This window comes from Ornithinicoccus sp., from assembly GCF_057176825.1.
Genome location: NZ_CM169976.1, coordinates 1,100,800 through 1,119,996 on the forward strand (window position 1 = coordinate 1,100,800; position 19,197 = coordinate 1,119,996).

Here is a 19,197-nt window from a genome sequence, read left to right on the forward strand (position 1 = left end):
GATGAACATGGAACTGTTCTTCGAGGCGCTGCCCCAACTGCTTGAGGCCTTCCTCAAGGTCACGCTGGTTGCGACGGTCTTCGGCTCGCTGATCGCCGTCGTGCTCGGGCTGGTGTGGGCCATCGCGGTCCGCCAGCTGCCGAAGTGGATCGGCTACCCGGTGAAGTGGGTCCTGGACCTCATCCGGATGACCCCGCTGCCGGTCCAGCTCCTGTTTGCCCTCTACGCGATCGTCGACTTCTACCCACGCGTCAACGCGCTGTGGGTCGGGATCGCCGTGCTCGGCGTGCACTACTCGACCTACATGGCCGAGTCCTACCGAGCCGGGATCGAGTCGATCCGGCAGGGGCAGTGGGAGGCCGCGACGGCGTTGAGCCTGCCGGCGTCCCGGACCTGGCGGGCCGTCATCCTGCCGCAGGCGATCCGCAACACCCTGCCCTCCCTGGGCAACTGGGCGATCGCCATGTTCAAGGACACACCGTTCCTGATCTTCATCGCGGTGTCGGAGATGGTCACCGAGGCCCGGGAGTTCGGTGGTCAGTACTTCACCTATCTCGAGGCGTTCACGGCCGCCGGCCTGATCTTCCTCGCGGCCAGCTACCCGACCGCGCTCCTGATGCGGAAACTGGAGAAGAAACTTGCCTACTGACAACGCACCCCAGACCACGCCCGCCGGGGCCGGCGCGGCGAACCATCGCGTCCTGTTCCGGGACGTGGTGAAGCAGTACGGCGACCTGACCGTGCTGGACCACCTCAACTTCAGCGTCGCCCAGGGAGAACGGGTCACGCTGATCGGGCCCAGCGGCTCGGGCAAGACCACCATCCTGCGCCTGCTGATGACGCTGGAGGACCTCACCGACGGTTACATCTTCGTCGACGGTGAGCCGCTGACCCACGTCGAGCGCGACGGCAAGCGCGTGGCGCTGAAGCCCAAGGAGGTCAGCCGCACTCGGAAGCGGATCGGCATGGTCTTCCAGCAATTCAACCTGTTCCCCAACATGTCGGTGATCGAGAACATCATCGAGGCTCCGGTGCACGTCCTGGGCAAGAAGCCGGAGGAGGCGCGCGTCGAGGCCAAGGGATTGTTGGAGAAGGTCGGGCTCGCCGCAAAGGCGGACGCCCACCCGATGCAGCTGTCCGGCGGGCAGCAGCAGCGGGTCGCCATCGCGCGGGCACTGGCGATGCACCCCGAGATCCTGCTGCTGGACGAGGTGACCTCGGCGCTGGACCCCGAGTTGGTCGGGGACGTGCTCGGCACGCTGCGCAACCTCGCCGAGGAGACCGACATCACCATGCTGATCGTGACCCACGAGATGCAGTTCGCCCGGGACGTCTCGGACCGGGTGATGATGTTCGACGGCGGTCAGATCGTGGAGGAGGGGACGCCGGAGAAGATCTTCACCGACCCCGACCACAACCGCACCAAGAAGTTCCTGGAAGCCGTGCTCTGATCCTGCCCGGCGCTCAGGCCGGGGCGGTCTCCTGCGTGCTCGCCGGCGCGGCGGCGCGCGGGAGCTCCACCCGGAAGGTTGCCCCGCCGCCCGGCGTCGGCCGTTGCCGGACGCTGCCCCCGTGGCGGCCGACGATGGCGGCGACGATCGCCAACCCGAGCCCGGTGCCGCCGCTGGCGCGGTTCCGGGACGGGTCGGCACGGTAGAACCGCTCGAACACCCGCTCCGCCACGTCCGGCGGGATCCCCGGGCCGTGGTCCCGGACCTCCACGATGCTGCGCCCCTCGGTGACCCCGACGGCCACCTCGACCGGGGTGCCGGCGGGGGTGTGCTCCAGGGCGTTGGCGACCAGGTTGGTCAGCACCTGACGCAACCCGTGGTCGTCGCCGGTGGTGTGGACGCCGGCGAGCTCACCGGCGTCGGGGTCGAGCGGCACCAGCCGGATCTCGCGGTCGTCCCGACGCACCCGGGCGTCCTGCACGGTGTCGGCGGCCAACACGGTCAGGTCCACGTCCCGGGGCCGGGGTTGCGGCTGGCTGTCCAGCCGGGTGAGCAGCAGGAGGTCCTCGACCAGCCGGGCCATCCGCCCGGCCTCGTTCTCGATCCGGCGCATCGCCCCGGCCACGTCATCGGGCTCACGCACACCACCGACCCGGTACAACTCGGCATACCCCTTGACGGTGGCCAGGGGAGTGCGCAGCTCGTGGGAGGCGTCGGCCACGAACTGACGCATCCGCCTCTCCGAGGCCTCCCGCACCGCGAACGACTGCTCGATCCGTGCCAGCATGGTGTTGAGCGAGTCGGACAGCGAGGCCACCTCGTCGTTGGCGCCCCGCGGGGGGATCCGGCTGGTCAGGTCGCCCGCAGCGATGGCGCGGGCCGTGTCCTCGATCCGGGCGAGCGGCCGGAACGAGCGGCGCACCGCAAACCACCCGAGGAGCCCGACCGCCACGAGGGTGCAGAAGCCGACGATGCTGCTGAGCAGCACGAGCTGCTTGACGGTGTTCTGCATCGAGGTCATCGACACGGCGACCGCCAGGGTGCCCTCGCCGCGGCTCAGCCGCTTGGCCAGCACCCGGTAGTCGGTCTGGCCGTCCACCGACTCGACGGTGAAGGCCTGGGGGGCCGCCGACAGGGTCAGCCGCTCGTCGTCCCAGTCGATCCAGCCCAGGTTCGGTGGGGAGTCGCCCTGGTTGCCGGGGATCCATTGGGGGGCGGTCCCTCCCTGGCGGTCGGATGCCAGGACGTAGTAGGTGTTGGGCGGGACGAACGCGTCCGCCATCTGGGTCGGGTTGTCCTGCAGGTTGGCGAAGGCCATGGTGGCCAGCGGCTGGATGTAGGTGTCCAGGTCGGTGTCGATCCGGTCCGTGAGGTAGTCGCGCAGCAGGTATGCCGTGAGGGTGGTCGTGGCGACGAACGCGGACAGGGTGAGGAGCACGACGACCGAGACCAGCCGCCAGGTCAGGGACAGGTTGTGCAACCGGGTGTAGACCCGGCTGCGGGCCCTGAGCAGGGGGCTCACGCGCTCTCGCGGGGCTCTCGCAGCACGTAGCCGACGCCGCGCTTGGTGTGGATCAGCGCGGGTCCGTCGACGTCCACCTTGCGGCGCAGGTAGGAGATGTAGGACTCCACGATCCCCATCTCACCACGGAAGTCGTAGTCCCAGACGTGATCCAGGATCTGGGACTTGGACAGCACGCGGCCCCGGTTCAGCATCAGGTAGCGCAGCAGCTTGAACTCGGTGGGGGAGACCTCGATCACCTTGCCGCCCCGGCGCACCTCGTGGCTGTCCTCGTCCAACTCCAGGTCGGCGACCCGCAGGGCCGTGTCGTCCTCGTCCTCGACGGCTGCGGTGCGGCGCAGCACCGCCCGGATGCGCGCCACGACCTCCTCCAGGCTGAACGGCTTGGTGACGTAGTCGTCGCCGCCGACCGTCAGACCCTTGACCTTGTCGTCCAGGGAGTCGCGGGCGGTGAGGAACACGATCGGCACCTGGCGCCCCTGCTCGCGCAGCCGCCTCGTCACGGTGAACCCGTCCATGTCCGGCAGCATGACGTCCATCACGGCCAGGTCGATGTCGTGCTCGGCCGCCATCTTCAGGGCGGTGTTGCCATCGGCGGCGGCGTGCACCTGGAATCCGGCGAACTTCAGGCTGGTGGCCAGCAGTTCGCGGATGTTGGTCTCGTCCTCGACGACGAGCAGGGTGGCTTCGGGCGTGCTCATACCACCCAGTGTCCGGCCGTTGTCTGGGAAATGCCTGACAAGCCGCTGGGACGGGTGCCGACCCAGGTCAGTCCGTGACGGGCGGGCTGAGCTGGTCCAGCTCGTCGGCGTCCACGATCCGGTAGCCGTAGCCCTGCTCGGCCAGGAACCGCTGCCGGTGGGCGGCGAACTCCGCGTCGACAGTGTCGCGCGAGACGATCGTGTAGAAGTGCGCGGTGCGGCCGTCGCCCTTGGGGCGCAGCACCCGGCCGAGGCGCTGGGCCTCCTCCTGCCGGGAGCCGAAGGTGCCGGACACCTGGATGGCTACCGAGGCCTCCGGCAGGTCGATGGAGAAGTTGGCGACCTTGCTCACCACGAGCAGGTCGATCTCGCCCTCGCGGAACTGGCGGAACAGCTTCTGCCGCGTCGCCACCCCGGTCTCCCCGGTGATCAGGGGAGCGTCGAGACGCCCGGCGAGGGTGTCCAGTTGCTCCAGGTACTGCCCGATCACCAGGGTCGGCTCCCCCCGGTGCCGCGCGACCAGTTGGTCGACCACCGCGTCCTTGGCGGGGGCACACGAGGCGAACCGGTAGCGCTCCTCCGGCTCGGCCACGGCATACGCCATCCGCATCGAGTCGGACAGGCTGACCCGCACCTCGACGCAGTCCGCCGGCGCGATGTAGCCCTGGGCCTCGATGTCCTTCCACGGCGCGTCGTAGCGCTTGGGCCCGATGAGGGAGAACACGTCGGACTCCCGCCCGTCCTCCCGCACCAGGGTCGCGGTCAGCCCGAGCCGGCGCCGCGCCTGCAGGTCGGCGGTCATCCGGAAGATCGGGGCCGGCAGCAGGTGGACCTCGTCATAGACGATGAGGCCCCAGTCCCGGGCGTCCAGCAGGTCCAGGTGTGGGTAGACGCCCTTCCGGCGCAGCGTGAGGACCTGGTAGGTGGCGATGGTGACCGGGCGGATCTCCTTGCGGGCGCCGGAGTACTCACCGATCTCGTCCTCGGTCAGCGAGGTGCGCGCCAGCAGCTCGTCGCGCCACTGCCGGGCTGCGACGGTGTTGGTGACCAGGATCAGGGTGGTCGTGCCCGACTTGGCCATGGCACCGGCCCCGACCAGCGTCTTCCCGGCGCCGCAGGGCAGCACGACGACCCCGGAGCCCCCGTCCCAGAAGCCGTTCACGGCCTGCTGCTGGTAGGGCCGCAGCGCCCACCCGTCCTCCGCCAGGTCGATCGGGTGCGCCTCGCCGTCGACATACCCCGCCAGGTCCTCCGCGGGCCACCCGACCTTGAGCAGCTCCTGCTTCAGGTGGCCGCGCTCGGACGGGTGCACCGCGACGGTGTCCTCGTCGATGGTCGCGCCGATCAGCGGCTTGATCTTTTTGTGGCGCAGCACCTCGGCGAGGACCGGGCGGTCGGTCGTGCGCAGCAGCAGGCGGGGCTCCTCCCCGGAGTCGTCCCGCTCCAGGGTCAACCGGCCGTAGCGCGCCATCGTGTCGGCGACGTCCAACAGGAGAGCGTTCGGGACCGGGTAGCGACTGTGCGTCACCAGGGCGTCCACGACCTGCTCGGCGTCGTGGCCGGCGGCCCGGGCGTTCCACAGCCCCAGCGGCGTGACGCGGTAGGTGTGCACGTGCTCGGGGGCACGCTCCAGCTCGGCGAAGGGCGCAATCGCGCGCCGCGCCGTCTCGGCGTCGGGGTGGTCGACCTCCAGCAGGAGGGTCTTGTCGCTCTGCACGATCAGGGGTCCGGTCATCGCGGGGTCAACGCCGCACGGCACCGGGCTTGTTCCCGGTGCGAGGATGGGCCCATGACGAGGACGCTGCCGATGGTCGAGCCGATGCCGGACCTGCCCCGGCGGGTGACCATCTATGAGGTCGGCCCCCGCGACGGGCTGCAGAACGAGAAGTCCGTGGTGCCGGTGGAGGTGAAGGCCGAATTCGTGCGCCGCCTCTTCGCGGCCGGTATGCAGACCGTCGAGCTGACCTCGTTCGTGCCGGCCACGTGGGTGCCCCAGCTGGGTGATGCGGAGGAGTTGATCGACCTGCTCGGACCGGCGGGCACCGGGCGGCAGCGGCCGGTGCTGGTGCCCAACGAGCGTGGCCTGGACCGGGCCCTGGCCAAGGGGGTCTCCTCGATCGCCATCTTCGGCAGTGCCACGGAGTCGTTCGCCCAGGCGAACCTGAACCGGTCGATCGCCGAGTCGGTGGCGATGTTCGCCCCCGTCGTGGACCGGGCGCTGGACGCCGGGGCGTGGGTGCGGGCCTACGTGTCGATGTGCTTCGGGGATCCCTGGGAGGGACCGGTGCCCGTGGAGCAGGTGGTCGACTCGTGCTCCCGGCTGATGGACCTGGGCTGTGACCAGCTCAGCATCGGCGACACCATCGGGGTGGCGACCCCCGGCCACGTGGACCGGCTGCTCGACGGTCTCGACGCTGCCGGCATCGGCGTGGACCAGATCGGGGTGCACTTCCACGACACCTACGGCCAGGCGCTGTCCAACACGGTGACCGCGCTCGCCCGGGGAGTCAGCGTGGTCGACGCCAGCACCGGCGGGCTCGGGGGCTGTCCGTACGCGAAGTCGGCGACCGGCAACCTGGCCACCGAGGACCTGGTCTGGGCGCTGGACGGCCTGGGCATCGAGCACGGCGCGGACCTGGACGCATTGGTCGAGACCAGCGTCTGGATGGCCGGGCAGCTGGGGCGGCCCTCACCCTCCCGCGTCGTCAAGGCCCTGGCCGGCGGGTAGGCACCGGACGTGGCCATGGCCGTGGTCCTGACCCTGGTGTTCCTCGGGGAGGTGCTGGCGCTCGTCGCGCTGGGTGCCTGGGGGTGGCACCTCGGGGACGGCTGGGCCGTCTCGGCGCTGCTGGCCGGTCTCGTCCCCGTCGTGGCGGCGCTGCTGTGGGGGCGCTACGCGGCGCCGAAGGCGCGGCACCGTGGTCGCTGGGCAACCCCGGTCACCAAGGTGCTGGTGCTGGGCGGCGCCAGTGCCGCGCTGTGGCACGCCGGGCAGCCTGGGTGGGCACTGGCGCTGCTGGTGCTCAATGTCGGGGCGAACGCGCTGGCCCGCCCGGCTCAGCGGTAGAGGTCGCCCGGTGCCTCGGCCGGGCCCGGGTCGGCCTCCTGCTCCCCGGCCTCCTGCTCCTCGATCTCCGGCTCCGCAGTGGGCTCGGCCGCTCCATAGTCCGGCAGGATGAGCACCCCGGCGTCGAGGTCCACCTCGGCCCCGCGGGTGGCCGGGTCGTACCCCTCACCCGAACCCGCCTCCTCCGAACCCTTCCCGGAGGGGTCGAACAACTTCCCGAACACGCTCATGGTGACCTCCCGATGTCGCCGTCCACCCCACCGTATGCCGTGCGCCCGGCCGGGTGCATCCGGGTGCCTCGTAGTGCCCGACTAGGGCAGTGCATGGTCCGGGGCTTACCGTGTGGCCAAAGAGACTTGGACAGCAGGGGAGCAGGAGGACGGGGTCGTGAGGGAATCAGGGATCGCCCGGAAGCACATGGACGAGGGCATACGCCCCCAGGACGACCTGTTCGGTCACGTCAACGGCAGGTGGCTCGCCACGGCACAGATCCCCCCGGACCGGGGCCGCTACGGCGCCTTCGACATGCTCCGGGAGAGCGCCGAGAGCACGGTGCACGAGCTGATCGAGCGGGCGGCGGCCGACGAGCCGTCCCTGGACAGCCCGGCGGGCAAGGTCGGGGCCCTGTTCGCCAGCTTCATGGACACCGAGGGCGTGGAGGCACGGGGCTCGGCCCCCCTGGCCGTCGACCTGGCCCGGATCGCGGCGGTAGCCGACCCCTCGGGTGTGGTGCAGGCGTCCGGGGTGCAGGAGCGGCACGGCGTCGACGGGCTGGTCCACTTCTGGGTGACCTCCGACGCCGGGAACCCCGGCACCAACATCGGCTACCTGCACCAGGGCGGCATCGGGTTGCCCGACGAGGCGTACTACCGGGACCCCGCGCACGAGGCGACGCGCACGGCATACCTGTCCTATCTGGAGACGTTGCTGTCCCTGGCCACCGACGAGATCACGGCGGCGGGCCTGGACCTGGGGGAGGGCGCCGCCCAGCGGGTCCTCGACCTCGAGACCCGCATCGCCGCGGCGCACTGGGACCGGGTGACCGCGCGGGACGCGGTGAAGTCCTACACGCGGATGTGCCGGGCCGAGCTCGAGGACCTGACGCCCGGCTGGGACTGGGCCGCCTGGGCCGGCGGCATCGGCGCGACCGACGGCGCGCTGGACCACGTGGTGGTCCGCCAGCCGGACGTGCTCACCGCGATCGCCGCCGCCCTCACCGAGGTGTCTGTCGCGGACTGGCGCGCCTGGCTCGTGGTGCGGTTGCTGGACGGCACCGCGAAGTACCTGCCCGAGGAGTATGTGCAGGCACACTTCGACTTCCACGGCCGCACCCTGTCCGGCACCCCGGAGCTGCGGGAGCGGTGGAAGAGGGGAGTCGGCCTGGTCGAGCAGTTGCTCGGTGAGGCGGCGGGGCAGCTCTACGTCGCCGAGCACTACCCGCCGGAGGCCGCCGAGCGGATGCAGGAGCTGGTGGCCAACGTCGTGGCGGCGTTCGAGGAGCGCATCGCCGAGCTGGAGTGGATGGGGAAGCAGACCCGGGCCAAGGCCCTGGAGAAGCTGGCGCAGTTCCGCCCCAAGGTCGGGCACCCGCCGGTGTGGCGCGACTACTCCGCCTACGAGGTGCTGCCCGACGACCTGCTCGGCAACGTGCGACGCGGGCACGCTGTCGCGGCCGACCGGGAGCTGGCCAAGATCGGCCGCGCCGTCGACCCGGACGAGTGGCTGATGACCCCGCAGACGGTGAACGCCTACTACCACCCGATGCTCAACGAGATCGTGTTCCCGGCGGCGATCCTGCAGCCGCCGTTCTTCACGGTGGAGGCCGACGACGCGGTGAACTACGGCGGAATCGGCGCCGTCATCGCGCACGAGATCGGCCACGGGTTCGACGACCAGGGCTCGCGGTTCGCCGGCGACGGCTCGCTGACCGACTGGTGGACCGAGCAGGACCGGGCGGCGTTCGACGAGCGGGGGCAGGCGCTGATCGAGCAGTTCGACGCGCTCTCGCCGCGGGACCTGCCGGACCAGCACGTCAACGGCGGCCTCACGGTCGGGGAGAACATCGGCGACCTGTGCGGCCTCAACCTGGCGCTCGCGGCCTACCGGAAGGCCAACGGGGGAGACCCGCCCGTTATCGACGGCTGGACCGGCGAGCAGCGATTCTTCCTGGGTTGGGCGCAGGTCTGGCGGGGCAAGGCCCGGACGGAGGAGCTGGGGCGCCAGCTCGCCACCGACCCGCACAGCCCGTCGGACCTGCGGGGCAACGTCGTGCGCAACGTGGACGCCTTCCACGAGGCCTTCGGGGTGTCCGAGGGGGACGGGATGTGGCTGGCGCCGCGGGAGCGGGTCCGGATCTTCTGACCTACTCCGTGGCGCGCACGCCCGTGACCCGGTGCAGCAGGAAGGTGCGCGGCTGGTCCTGGTCGCCGACGGTGCCCCGGACCCGGCCCCCTTCGACCGCTGTCGGGCGCACCAGCAGCGGCTGCACGCCCCCGACCTCGTCGGCGTAGCCGATCCACACCGCGACCCGCTCGGCGGCGGCCTCCCGCAGCATCGAGAGGGTGACCACCGGGTCGGTGCCGTGCGGCACGCCCCCGGCGGTTCCCTCGGGCACTGCCTCCCGGGCCTCCTCGCCGCGGCGCATCCCCGCCACCACCTTGTCGGCGATGTCCGGGCCCACGCTGCTCACGTGGACCGGAGGGGCCGCCCGTCGGCTGGTCCGGTGGTCACGGGCGGCGCCGAGCTCCACCCCGCCGTCCCCGCCCTCGGCGATGGGGCCGTACTGACGCTCGCGCAACAGGTCGAGCACGGTCGCGGCACCGACCGGGCTCACCAGGACCGTCGGCGCGATCCGCCGCAACTGCAACATCCCCAGCTCCCGGTCGGCCAACACCCGGTCCAGGAGCGCCTCGTCGTCGGAGCGCAGATAGGCCGCTGCGGACCCGACCCGCGCCACCCCGTGGCGCCGGGCCACGTCCCGCACCAGGTACTCCAGTGGCTGCGGGACGCCGGTGCGGCTCACCGCTGCGACCTCGGACAGCACCCGGTCGGCGGACCACCCGGCATCGAGGCCCCGGCGCACGCTCTGCTCGGTGAACCGGTGCACCGTCGCCCCGCCGCGGGACTCGACATCGGCGAGCAGGTGGAGGACACCCCGTGCCGGGCCGTCCAGCCGCCCCGGGGCGACAGCGGTCAGGTCCGCCTGGAGCAGCACGTGCTCCACGGCGTCGGGGATGTGTGACGCCATGACCTGCGCGGCGCCGGCCTGGTCGCCGTCCAGGAGGAGGCGCCCCGCCGAGGCCAGCGCCCCGCGACCGGTCACCCCGGCCCACTCGGCCTCCCTGCGGACCGTCGCCAGGTCAGGGTCCCCGAGGCGTGAGAGGCGGACCGGGTGCCGCCACCGCAGCAGGTCCAGCAGGGCCGAATCGTCTGGGGCGCTGCCCGGGTCGAGGGTGGCGAGGGCGGCCAGCGCGTCCTGCCTGCGCTGCCGACCCGCCGGCCAGGAGGTCTGCAGGCTCAGCGCGTTGACCCTCGTGCCGTCCCGGTTGCCGACGAGCGAGGGTGCGGCCGAGGTGGTGAGCCAGGCCAGGGCCAGGGCCGCCCAGCGCTCCCCGGCCGGACGCTCGGCCCAGTCGTCGGAGTCTCCGGTCGGCATCCACGAGGGCTCGGTGGCGTCGTCGGCGGCGATCAGGCCGGCGGCCAGCATGACCTCCAGGAGCCAGGCGGCGTGCCCGGTGCCGGTCTCGGTGAGCGTGGCCACCCGCGACAGGTCCCGGACCGCCAGGCCTCCGGACCGCAGCACCCGCGGGGGACGGGCCCCCCACTCGTCGAGGACCTCGGCCACCAGGGAGATCAGCTCGGCCGCCCGGCCGCCGGCGCTCGCGTCGACCACCGCGGGATCCACTGGGGAACCGGCGGGGACGGGCGGTTCCAGCGCGGGCTCCCGGTGCAGCACACCGCCGCGCAGCGCCAGGGCGACCTGGCGCGGCAGCAGCACGTGGGTGTCGTCGACCCGCTGCAGCAGTCGGGCGTGGACGAGTGCGGCCCCGGCCTGGCCGATGGCGCGATCACCGCTGCCGCCGCCGGACAGGACGCCGGTGGGCGGTCCCCACGTCAGCGCCTGGAGGATGGCGCGCTGCGGCCCGTCCAGATTCTCCAGCGCACGGTCCAGCGCCGGTCCCTCCGGGACCTGCTCGCCGGGTGGACCCAGCCCGGCGGGGACGCCGATCACCTCGACCACGGTGCGGACCGGGCGGACGCCCTCGGGGGAACGCCAGGCCAGGGCCAGGTCCACCAGGTCGGTCACGAGGGTCGCCACGGCGGCCGAGCGCGGGGGTTGGCCGAGCAGGGCGGCAACCGTCGCGGGACGGGCGGCACCCGCGACGACGAGGGCCTCGAGCGCGCGCAGGTGGGCCAGGTCCACGGAGTCCAGGGCCCGCTGCACGCTGGCACGGGTGGTCGCGCGGGCGGCGAGGGCGGTGACGTCCGCGGGGGCGGGCCGGGCCAGGTCGGGGCGCCGCTGCAACAGCGCTGACAGTTCGCGGTCGCTGCGCAGGCGCAGGTCCTCGGCGAGGCTCCGGGCGGCGGTAGGCACCCTGGACACGCTAGTCGCCGGCGGCGCCGAGGGCGGCCCTGACCAGCGGCCACTGCACGGGGAGCCGGGCCACCGAGCCGGCGAACGCCGCCCAGGCCCCGGCGCGTTGCACGCGCGCGGCCCGCCGCCCCAGCGACACGCTCATCTGCACGTTGGCGGGGAACACGGCCACCAGGAGCGCCGCGCTGGCCAGCCCCGCGGGCCTGCGGGTCGCCGGGTGCAGCAGCCCGGCCGCACAGCCCAACTCGGCCACGCCGGACACCTGCACCAGCGGGCGGCGGTGGTCGGCGAGGAACGTCGGGATGATGGGCTCGAAGATCTGCGGTCGGACCAGGTGCAGGACCCCCGAGACGGTGAAGAGACCGGCGACCAGCCGCCCTCCGGGGGTCAGCGCACGCACACGGTGACGACTGGTCGTTGTCCGGTCGGAGGCCACCGCCCCATCCTGCCAGCAGGCGGGACGGGGCGGCGACATCCTCGGATCAGAGGTGGACGGTGACGTCGGCCTCGGCACGCAGCTCCTCGACCAACTGCGTGATCGCCTCGTTCTCCTGCTCGGCCGTGAGCGCGTCGGCGATCTGGTCCTTGACCTCATCCAGCGGCGGGAGTGCGGACCCGGTGGAGCCGGACTCGCTGTCGCCACCGCCCTGCTGGGCGGCCAACTCGTCGTAGTACTCCTGGATCTCCTCGTCCGTCGGCTCCTGGATGTCGAGGTCCTCCTCGATGAGGCGGTCCACCTTGATCTTCTTCTCGACCTCGGCGTCGACCTCGTCGGCGGCGATGCCCTGCTCCTCGAGCGCGGCGATGAACTCCTCGGTGGACCCGAGCCCGCTGTTCGTGGCCAGCTCCTCCAGCTCGGCCTCGATGTCCTCGGCGCTGACTTCATAGCCCTTCTCGTCGGCGGCCTGCAGGAGCAGCTCGTTGCTGATCATGCCCTCGATGGTCTCCTGCTTGAGAGATTCCTCATCGACCTCCTCCCCGCTCATCTCGGCGGTCATCTGGGCCTGCTCGTAGCTGGTCTGGTAGTTCTCGGCGAACTCGTCCTTGGAAATCTCGGTGCCATTCACCTCGGCAACGACGTCAGGCACGTCGGAAAGGTCGGCCTCCGGGGCGGCTCCCTGCGTGGCGGCGGCGCCGTCATCGGTGGCGGCAGCACCGTCGTCGGTCGCGCCGGCACTGTCATCGGTGGCCGAGGCGCCGTCCTCATCGCCGGGCGCGGCAGAGGCGCCCTGCGTGGTGTCGGCGCCGTCACCGGTGGTGCTGTCCTCGGAGCTGCACGCGGCGGCGCCGAGCAGGCAGACGGCCAGTCCGGCCGTGGTCAGCCATGTCTTGTTCCGCATTCTTCTCCCTCATTGTCGAAACGGTCGGCCAACGTATCACGATTGGATAAACTCGCCGCATTTCATATTCTCAGGGAATTGCCAGGAAAGGCTATTAATGAACGCCCAAAGAATACGAGTTGTCCAGTGCAGTCTCCCTCGTGCCACGGTGTCGGCTACCCTGCGCGGATGCCACGGCAAGCCGACGCCCCGGTCCCGGCGACCACCCCGAGCGCCCGGGTGGACCGGCCGTGAACCCGGCGACGATCCACGCCCGCGTCCTGGTCGACGAGCTCGTCCGGTGCGGCGTGCGCGACGTCGTGCTGTGCCCCGGCTCGCGCTCCGCACCGCTGGCGTATGCCGTGCTGGCGGCGGAGCGTGCCGGTGCGCTGCGCCTGCATGTCCGGGTGGACGAGCGGACCGCCGGGTTCCTCGCGTTGGGTCTGGCCAAGGTGTCCCGCCGCCCGGCCGTGGTGCTCACCACCTCGGGGACCGCCGCGGCCAACCTGCACCCCGTCGTGCTCGAGGCCGATCACGCCGCGGTCCCCCTGATCGTCCTGACCGCGGACCGTCCCGCAGAGCTGCGGGGCACCGGGGCCAACCAGACGACCCGGCAGCCGGGCCTGTTCGGCGCCGCGGTCCGGTGGGAGGCGGACGTGCCGGCGGCTGCGTCGCCGGCCCAGGGTGGGGAGCAGGCGCCCTGGCGATCGGCGGTGTGCCGGGCTTGGTCGGGATCCGTGGGGGCGCTGGGCGGTCGCCCCGGTCCGGTCCACCTGAATATCGCGTTCCGGGACCCGCTGGCCCCCGACGAGGAGGACACCGGGGCAGGAGGCCAGGACTGGCCCGGGCTCGCCGCGGGCCTGCGCGGGCGGGAGGACGGACGCCCGTGGACCGAGGTGCCGGAGCCCGAGTCCGAGCGCGGGGCAGGTCCCGGTCTGGACTCTGTCGCGCGGACCCTGATGGTCCTGGGAGACCTGCCCGACCCGGCACTGGCGGAGCAGGCGCTCCGGCTGGCCGGTCGGCGCGGTTGGCCGGTCATTGCCGAGCCGTTCGGGGCCGGGGACCGGCGGGGCGTTGTGCCGCACGGGCCGCTGTTGCTCTCCGCGGAGGAATGGGTCGCGCGGCACCTGCCCGAGCGAGTCCTCGTGGTCGGCCGGATCACGCTGAGTCGCGCCCTGGGCAGGGTGCTGCGGACCCCTGGCGTGCGGGTCGAGGTGGTCACCACCGGCCCGGAGTGGCCCGACCCCTCCCACGTGGTGCGTCGGGTCCATGCCTGGGACACGCTGCGCCGCGCGGTGTCCGGGACGGCGCCGGGCGGTGACGTCCGCTGGGCCGCCGCCTGGGTGCAGGCCGGGATGGACGTGGCGCGGGCAGCCCGACCGGTCCTGCTCGGCTCCTGGCCCTCAGGGCCGGCGGTCGCCGGCACCGTCCTCGCGTCCCTCGACCCGGGCGACACGCTCGTGGTCGGATCCTCCAACGCCGCCCGGGACGTCGACCTCGCCGCCTCCTGGCGCCCCGACCGCGGCACCAGCCGGCCCACCGTCGTCGCCAACCGCGGCCTGGCCGGGATCGACGGCACGGTCTCCACCGCGCTCGGTGTCGCGTTCGCGGCCGCGGCGCAGGGTGCGCCTGCCCGGACCGTCGCGCTGCTCGGCGACCTGACCTTCCTGCACGACGCCGCGGGCCTGCAGCTCGGCCCGGAGGAGCCACGGCCCGACGTGACTTTCGTCGTGGTCAACGACGACGGGGGCGGCATCTTCGCCACCCTGGAGTACGGCGAGCCCGCGAGGGCAGCCGACTTCGAGCGCGTCTTCGGCACCCCCACCGGGACCGACCTGGCAGCGCTCTGCCGGGCGCACGGCATACGGCATGGCGCGGTGGGGAGCGCTGCGGAACTCACCGAGCTCCTCACCCGGGAGGAGTCGGGGATCAGGGTGCTGGAGGTCCGCGTCGACCGCTCCGGTCACCGGGACCTGCGGGCCCGACTGGCGCGGGCCGCGGCGGAGGCCGTGCGCTGACCCGCGAGGACGCGCTGACCCGCTAGAACCCGATGGCGCCGAATGGCTCGGTGTCGGCGCGCATCGCGCGGCTGAGGCGGGCGACCGCCCCGGGTGTCACCTCTGTCACCACTCCCGCCGCGGCCTGCGCCGCGAGGGGACGACCGCCAAGGTAGGCCGCGCCGAGGGCCTGGACGGGCAGGCGCACGTCGGCGGCGTCGTCCGTCGGCAGGCAGGCGCCGACCCCGTCCGGCCCGGCCGCCAGGCGCCACCGCCGGGCGTTCCACGGGCAGAGCTCGTCGACCACGTCGAGGACGACGTCCACCGGGCCGGCGTATCCGCGGGCGGTCAGGGCCTTGTCGACGTCCACCAGCCGGACCCACAGCCCGTCGTACTGGCGGACGGTGACGGCGCGCGGCCCGCCGGCCCACCAGAGCAGCGGGTCGTCGGGGGACCGGTCGTAGAAGGTGACCTTGGAGGTCAGGTCCAGGTCGACCAGCCGCCGGGCTAGCGCGAGGAGGGTGCCGGCGTCGGTGGCGCCGATCTCCCGGACCCGGACCTCGCCCTCGGGCTGGTGTTCATCGCTCCACTTCGAGACCCGGCGGAACACGGCATACCCCGTCAGGTCGGCCCCGCGCTGGGCGAACATCACCCGCAGCGGCTCCTGGGTCCCCCGGACCTTCGGTGCGTCGGCGAACCAGCCGCGAGCGATGTCCTCGCCCCGGGTCACCGTGCCGAGGGTATGCCGTGCCGCGGCCAGGTGCGCCCGCTGCAGCGCGGCGGCGGCCTCGTCGGAGTCGGCGTCGACGAAGTGGGTGGAGACCTCCGCGGCCGAGGCGTCCAGCTCCTCCCCGGCCCGGAACTCGGTCCCACGGCCCATGTCGAGGGAGACGTCACTGGACGCGCTGCCGTAGCCGAACCGGCCGTAGATCGCGGGCTCGGAGGCGTGCAGGCCGGCGACCGGGGTCTCCCCGCTGTCGTGCAACCCGTGCAGGTGGTCGACCATCATGCGCCGCAGCACGCCGCGGCGGCGCTGGTCCGGGTGCACCCCGACCCAGGTCAGGCCGGACATCGGCATGGTTGTCAGCGACCCGTCCGGCCCCGGGACGGTCAGTCCCATGAGCCAGGCGCTGTAGGTGCCCACCAGGGGGACGGGGGCCCCGGCCGGGGCGCCGAGCGGGCGGGGGCCGGTCGGCTCCACGCCGCGGGTGCGGGAGAAGTCCAGGTTCCGGACGTAGTCGGCGCCGTCCTGCCCCGGGGCGACCTCGAACCACACCGTGTCCTCGAAGTGACGGATGCGCTCGGCGTCGGCGGGGGTCAGGTCGACCAGGCGGGTCGCCGTCGGGTGCTCCTCGGATACGCTCACGGGGTCACTCTCGCGCCTCGGTCGGGTCCACGCCACACCTTTTCCGCAGGCGCGTCTCCCCGCCTGAAGGAGCCCCCGACCCGCCGTGTCCGCAGCACCCCAGCCACCACCTCGGTCCGAGCGTCTCCCGACCCGGCAGGGGACCGGATCGCCCGTGGCCGTCGCCGTGGTGTTCGCCGCCGCCGGCTTCGTGATGGCCCAGACCCTCGCGAGGGTCCCCGCGCTCCGGGACAGTGTCGGGGCGAGCCAGGCCGAGCTGGGTCTGGCCCTGGTCGGGGGCGGGCTGGGCTCGCTGCTGGCGATGCCGCACACGGCACGTCTGGTGGCGCGCTTCGGCAACCGGCCGGTGACCGCGGTGGCCCTCGTGCTGGGGTCGCTGGGCTGGGGGTCGGTGGCGTTCGCGCCCAACGTCTGGGTGCTCGCCGGGCTGCTGGTCCTGGCCGGCGCCCCCGTCGGGGTCTGGGACGTGTCGATGAACATCCAGGGCTTCCGCGTGGAGCAGCTGCGCTCGCGGACGCTGATGCCCTACCTCCACGCGGCGTTCTCCGCAGGAACGGTGCTCGGCGCGGGCCTCGGGGCGGTGGCGGCCTGGCAGGGGGTGGGCCTCGCCCAGGTGCCCGTGGGGGGCGTGATCGCGCTGGTGGTGGGGCTGTGGTTCGTCCGGGCCTTCGTGCCTGCGGAGGACTCTGGCGGGGAGGAGGCGTTCGAGGCCGAGGCCTCGGGTGGCCCGGCCGTCGGAAGCACGCAGCCGGCCGAGGGCGAGCCGGCCCGCCGGGGCATCACGAGGCTGGAGATCCTCATCGGGGTGGTCTGCCTGGGGGCCGCGCTGGCCGAGGGGGCCGCCAATGACTGGTTGGCGCTCCTCCTGGTGGACGTGCGCGGGGCACCCGAGGCCTTCGGTGCGCTCGCCTTCATGGCCTTCAACGTCACGATGCTCGTGGGTCGCCTGGCGGGCGGGTGGGCGACCGCGCGGTGGGGTCGGCACGTGATAGCCCGGGTCGGTGGCGTGCTGGCCGGCACCGGCATCCTGCTGGTCACCCTCGTGCCCTCCCTGCCGGTGGCCCTGGTCGGCGGCCTGTTGTGGGGGCTCGGTGTCTCCACGGTCTTCCCGGCCGCGATCTCCGCGGCGGGGGAGGTGCCGGGGCGGGGGACGCGCGCGATCGGGGTGGTGAGCACGATCGCCTATGGCGCGTTCCTCTTCGGCGCCCCCACGATCGGGCTGTTGGCCGAGGGCTTCGGGCTGGATCGGGCGCTGTGGCTCGTGGTCGGATTCCTGGCCCTGATGGTGGTGCTGGCGGGCGCGCTCAGGCCGCGCAGCCGGTAGAGCTCAGAGGGCCGCGGCCTTGGCCCGCAGCACGTCCGCCTCGCGCTGGTTGCGCGCCAACTCTGCGGCGGTGACCAGCTCGGAACGGGCCTCCTCGGTGCGACCCAGCCGGGCCAGCAGTTCGCCGCGGACGCTGGGCAGCAGGTGGGACCCGCGCAGGCTCCCGGCGGACGCGAGCCGGTCCACGATCCGCAACGCGGTGGCCGGCCCCGTGGCCATCGACACGGCGACCGCCCTGTTCAGGTCCACCACCGGGCTGGGGGCGAGTTGCCCGAGCGCCTCGTAGAGCAGGACCACCTGCCCCCAGTCGGTGTCGTCCACGCTGCGGGCGACCGCATGACGCTCCGCGATGGCGGCCTGCAGCCCGTAGCTGCCACGTCCGCGCCCCACGGCGTCGGCCCGCGCCAGCGCCGCCTGACCGCGGCGGATCTGGGTGTGGTCCCAGCGCGACCGGTCCTGGTCGGCCAGCAGCACCGGGGTGCCGTCCGCGGCCACCCGGGCCGCGAACCGGGAGGCCTGGAACTCCATCAGCGCCACCAGCCCGTGCACCTCCGGCTCCCGCGGGAGCAGCCGGGCCAGCACCCGGCCGAGCCGCAGCGCCTCCTGGGCCAGTTCCGGCCGGATCCACCGGTCGCCGGAGGTTGCGGCATACCCCTCGGTGAACATGGCGTAGACCACCCCCAGGACGCCGCCCAAGCGCTCGCCCCACTCCGACGGCTCCGGGGCCTCGAAGGGCACCCGGGACGCGGCCAGGGTCTTCTTGGCCCGGGTGATCCTGGCCTGCACCGTCGGCACCGGGACGAGCATGATCCGACCGATCTCCTCCGTGGTGAGACCCCCGACGACCCGCAGCGTCAGGCAGACCTGGGCCTCCCGGGACAGGACCGGGTGGCAGGCCGTGAAGACCAGCCGCAGCACGTCGTCCGCGATCGGCTGCCACACCTCGTCCGCGGCCTCGACCAGGTCGTGCGCCATGGCCCGGTAGCGCTCGTCCAACCGGTCCCGTCGGCGCCAGCCGTCGATGGCCCGGCGCTTGGCCACCGTTGTGAGCCAGGCGCCGGGGTTGCGCGGGACACCCTCGGCTCGGCCACTGCGTCAGGGCATCGGCGACCGCGTCCTGGGTCGAGGTCCTCGGCGAGGCCCAGGTCGCCGGTCACCCTGGCCAGGGTGGCGACGACCCGGGCGCCCTCGATCCGCCAGACGGCGTCGACGGTGCGGCGGATGTCGTGCCCGGCAGCACCGTCGGGCGGCCCGTTCGACGGTCCGGTCAACGCTGTGCCCGGGCCGCCTGCTCCTCGCGCCACCCCTCCTCCTTCTGGACGTACTCGTTGTCGGCGTAGTCGGCGAAGTCGCTCTCGTCGGTCACCCGGCGCACCTCCAGCTTGCTGCCGGGGCCGAGCGGGCACCGGGTGGCCCACTGGGCCGCCTCCTCCTTGTCGGCCACCTCCAGGATCCAGAACCCGTTGAACAGCTCGTGCGTCTCGCCGTAGGGCCCGTCGGTGACGATGGGGGTCTCGGCGTCGAAGTCGACCACGAAGCCCTCCTCGGCGGCGGCCAGACCCTCCCCGGCCAGCAGCACGCCGGCATCCATCAGGGCCTCGTTGTAGGCGGCCCATCGCGTTGATGATCTCCTCGAAGTCGATCTCCTGGGAGGCCTGCGCCGCTGCCTCGGAGTTGCCCGCATGATCAGCATGTACTTCATCGTTCCTGCTCCTTCGTTGCGGGGACGCCTCGTGCGTCCTCCTGCCTACCCGTCGAACGGGCGCGAGACGGATCGACACGTTGGGTCTACTCATTCTGCGGGAGGACCTTCACACTTTCTCCACACGTCGCCCGCCCCGCGGGCACTCCCCGGC

Annotated in this window: 16 protein-coding genes and 1 pseudogene; 7 read left to right on the forward strand and 10 right to left on the reverse strand. The window is 72.8% G+C overall.

Going from position 1 to position 19,197, the window contains the following annotated elements; translation table 11 throughout:
• Window position 1: 1 nt before the first annotated feature.
• Window positions 2-649: an ectoine/hydroxyectoine ABC transporter permease subunit EhuD gene (gene ehuD / locus AC1QRC_RS05730; RefSeq protein ID WP_484205835.1), complete on the forward strand. Its 648-nt coding sequence runs from the start codon at window positions 2-4 to the stop codon at window positions 647-649.
• Window positions 639-1,451, forward strand: a complete 813-nt coding sequence (gene ehuA / locus AC1QRC_RS05735) for an ectoine/hydroxyectoine ABC transporter ATP-binding protein EhuA (RefSeq protein WP_484205836.1) — start codon at window positions 639-641, stop codon at window positions 1,449-1,451. Before ehuD ends, ehuA begins: the two co-directional genes overlap by 11 nt.
• A 13-nt stretch (window positions 1,452-1,464) precedes the next feature.
• Here ehuA and AC1QRC_RS05740 read toward each other — a convergent pair whose 3' ends face one another.
• The 3 genes from AC1QRC_RS05740 to AC1QRC_RS05750 form a co-directional block, all read right to left on the reverse strand.
• Window positions 1,465-2,973 (reverse strand): sensor histidine kinase, encoded by a 1,509-nt coding sequence (locus tag AC1QRC_RS05740; RefSeq protein ID WP_484205837.1) that lies wholly within the window; start codon window positions 2,971-2,973, stop codon window positions 1,465-1,467.
• Window positions 2,970-3,674 carry a response regulator transcription factor gene (locus AC1QRC_RS05745; protein WP_484205838.1) on the reverse strand — a complete coding sequence of 235 codons (705 nt, stop codon included), beginning with the start codon at window positions 3,672-3,674 and terminating at the stop codon, window positions 2,970-2,972. Before AC1QRC_RS05745 ends, AC1QRC_RS05740 begins: the two co-directional genes overlap by 4 nt.
• A gap of 67 nt (window positions 3,675-3,741) precedes the next feature.
• The gene (locus AC1QRC_RS05750) at window positions 3,742-5,409 is read right to left on the reverse strand and encodes a DNA repair helicase XPB (RefSeq protein WP_484205839.1); all 1,668 of its coding nucleotides are present in this window, start codon (window positions 5,407-5,409) and stop codon (window positions 3,742-3,744) included.
• Window positions 5,410-5,463: 54 nt separating this feature from the next.
• Here AC1QRC_RS05750 and AC1QRC_RS05755 point away from each other — a divergent pair, with 54 nt between their 5' ends.
• Both AC1QRC_RS05755 and AC1QRC_RS05760 read left to right on the forward strand, forming a co-directional pair.
• Window positions 5,464-6,402: a hydroxymethylglutaryl-CoA lyase gene (locus tag AC1QRC_RS05755; RefSeq protein WP_484205840.1), complete on the forward strand. Its 939-nt coding sequence runs from the start codon at window positions 5,464-5,466 to the stop codon at window positions 6,400-6,402.
• Window positions 6,403-6,417: 15 nt separating this feature from the next.
• Window positions 6,418-6,741, forward strand: coding sequence for a YrdB family protein (locus tag AC1QRC_RS05760; protein WP_484206581.1), 324 nt, complete (start codon window positions 6,418-6,420; stop codon window positions 6,739-6,741).
• On the opposite strand, the gene AC1QRC_RS05765 is transcribed toward AC1QRC_RS05760, so the two are convergent.
• Window positions 6,732-6,971: a hypothetical protein gene (locus AC1QRC_RS05765; RefSeq protein WP_484205841.1), complete on the reverse strand. Its 240-nt coding sequence runs from the start codon at window positions 6,969-6,971 to the stop codon at window positions 6,732-6,734. The genes AC1QRC_RS05760 and AC1QRC_RS05765 overlap by 10 nt on opposite strands.
• A gap of 157 nt (window positions 6,972-7,128) precedes the next feature.
• On the opposite strand from AC1QRC_RS05765, the gene AC1QRC_RS05770 reads away from it, so the two are divergent.
• Window positions 7,129-9,102: a M13 family metallopeptidase gene (locus AC1QRC_RS05770; RefSeq protein WP_484205842.1), complete on the forward strand. Its 1,974-nt coding sequence runs from the start codon at window positions 7,129-7,131 to the stop codon at window positions 9,100-9,102.
• Window position 9,103: 1 nt separating this feature from the next.
• Here the strand turns inward: AC1QRC_RS05770 and AC1QRC_RS05775 are convergent, their stop codons facing one another.
• The 3 genes from AC1QRC_RS05775 to AC1QRC_RS05785 all read right to left on the reverse strand — a co-directional run bounded on the left by AC1QRC_RS05775 (window position 9,104) and on the right by AC1QRC_RS05785 (window position 12,675).
• The gene (locus AC1QRC_RS05775; protein ID WP_484205843.1) at window positions 9,104-11,335 is read right to left on the reverse strand and encodes a helicase-associated domain-containing protein; all 2,232 of its coding nucleotides are present in this window, start codon (window positions 11,333-11,335) and stop codon (window positions 9,104-9,106) included.
• 10 nt (window positions 11,336-11,345) lie between these two features.
• The gene (locus tag AC1QRC_RS05780; protein ID WP_484205844.1) at window positions 11,346-11,735 is read right to left on the reverse strand and encodes a DoxX family protein; all 390 of its coding nucleotides are present in this window, start codon (window positions 11,733-11,735) and stop codon (window positions 11,346-11,348) included.
• 82 nt (window positions 11,736-11,817) lie between these two features.
• Window positions 11,818-12,675, reverse strand: a complete 858-nt coding sequence (locus tag AC1QRC_RS05785) for a SurA N-terminal domain-containing protein (protein ID WP_484205845.1) — start codon at window positions 12,673-12,675, stop codon at window positions 11,818-11,820.
• 230 nt (window positions 12,676-12,905) lie between these two features.
• Here AC1QRC_RS05785 and menD point away from each other — a divergent pair, with 230 nt between their 5' ends.
• Window positions 12,906-14,672 carry a 2-succinyl-5-enolpyruvyl-6-hydroxy-3-cyclohexene-1-carboxylic-acid synthase gene (gene menD, locus AC1QRC_RS05790; protein ID WP_484205846.1) on the forward strand — a complete coding sequence of 589 codons (1,767 nt, stop codon included), beginning with the start codon at window positions 12,906-12,908 and terminating at the stop codon, window positions 14,670-14,672.
• Between the two features lie 22 nt (window positions 14,673-14,694).
• On the opposite strand, the gene AC1QRC_RS05795 is transcribed toward menD, so the two are convergent.
• The gene (locus AC1QRC_RS05795; protein ID WP_484205847.1) at window positions 14,695-16,017 is read right to left on the reverse strand and encodes a GNAT family N-acetyltransferase; all 1,323 of its coding nucleotides are present in this window, start codon (window positions 16,015-16,017) and stop codon (window positions 14,695-14,697) included.
• A 154-nt stretch (window positions 16,018-16,171) separates the two neighbouring features.
• Here AC1QRC_RS05795 and AC1QRC_RS05800 point away from each other — a divergent pair, with 154 nt between their 5' ends.
• Window positions 16,172-17,341: an MFS transporter gene (locus tag AC1QRC_RS05800; protein ID WP_484205848.1), complete on the forward strand. Its 1,170-nt coding sequence runs from the start codon at window positions 16,172-16,174 to the stop codon at window positions 17,339-17,341.
• 3 nt (window positions 17,342-17,344) lie between these two features.
• On the opposite strand, the pseudogene AC1QRC_RS05805 reads toward AC1QRC_RS05800, so the two are convergent.
• Both AC1QRC_RS05805 and AC1QRC_RS05810 read right to left on the reverse strand, forming a co-directional pair.
• Window positions 17,345-18,612, reverse strand: a pseudogene (locus tag AC1QRC_RS05805) (RNA polymerase sigma factor).
• A complete protein-coding gene (locus AC1QRC_RS05810) occupies window positions 18,609-19,043 on the reverse strand; it encodes a YciI family protein (protein ID WP_484205849.1) in 435 nt (144 codons plus the stop codon). The pseudogene AC1QRC_RS05805 and the gene AC1QRC_RS05810 overlap by 4 nt, the downstream one beginning before the upstream one ends.
• Window positions 19,044-19,197 lie beyond the last annotated feature (154 nt).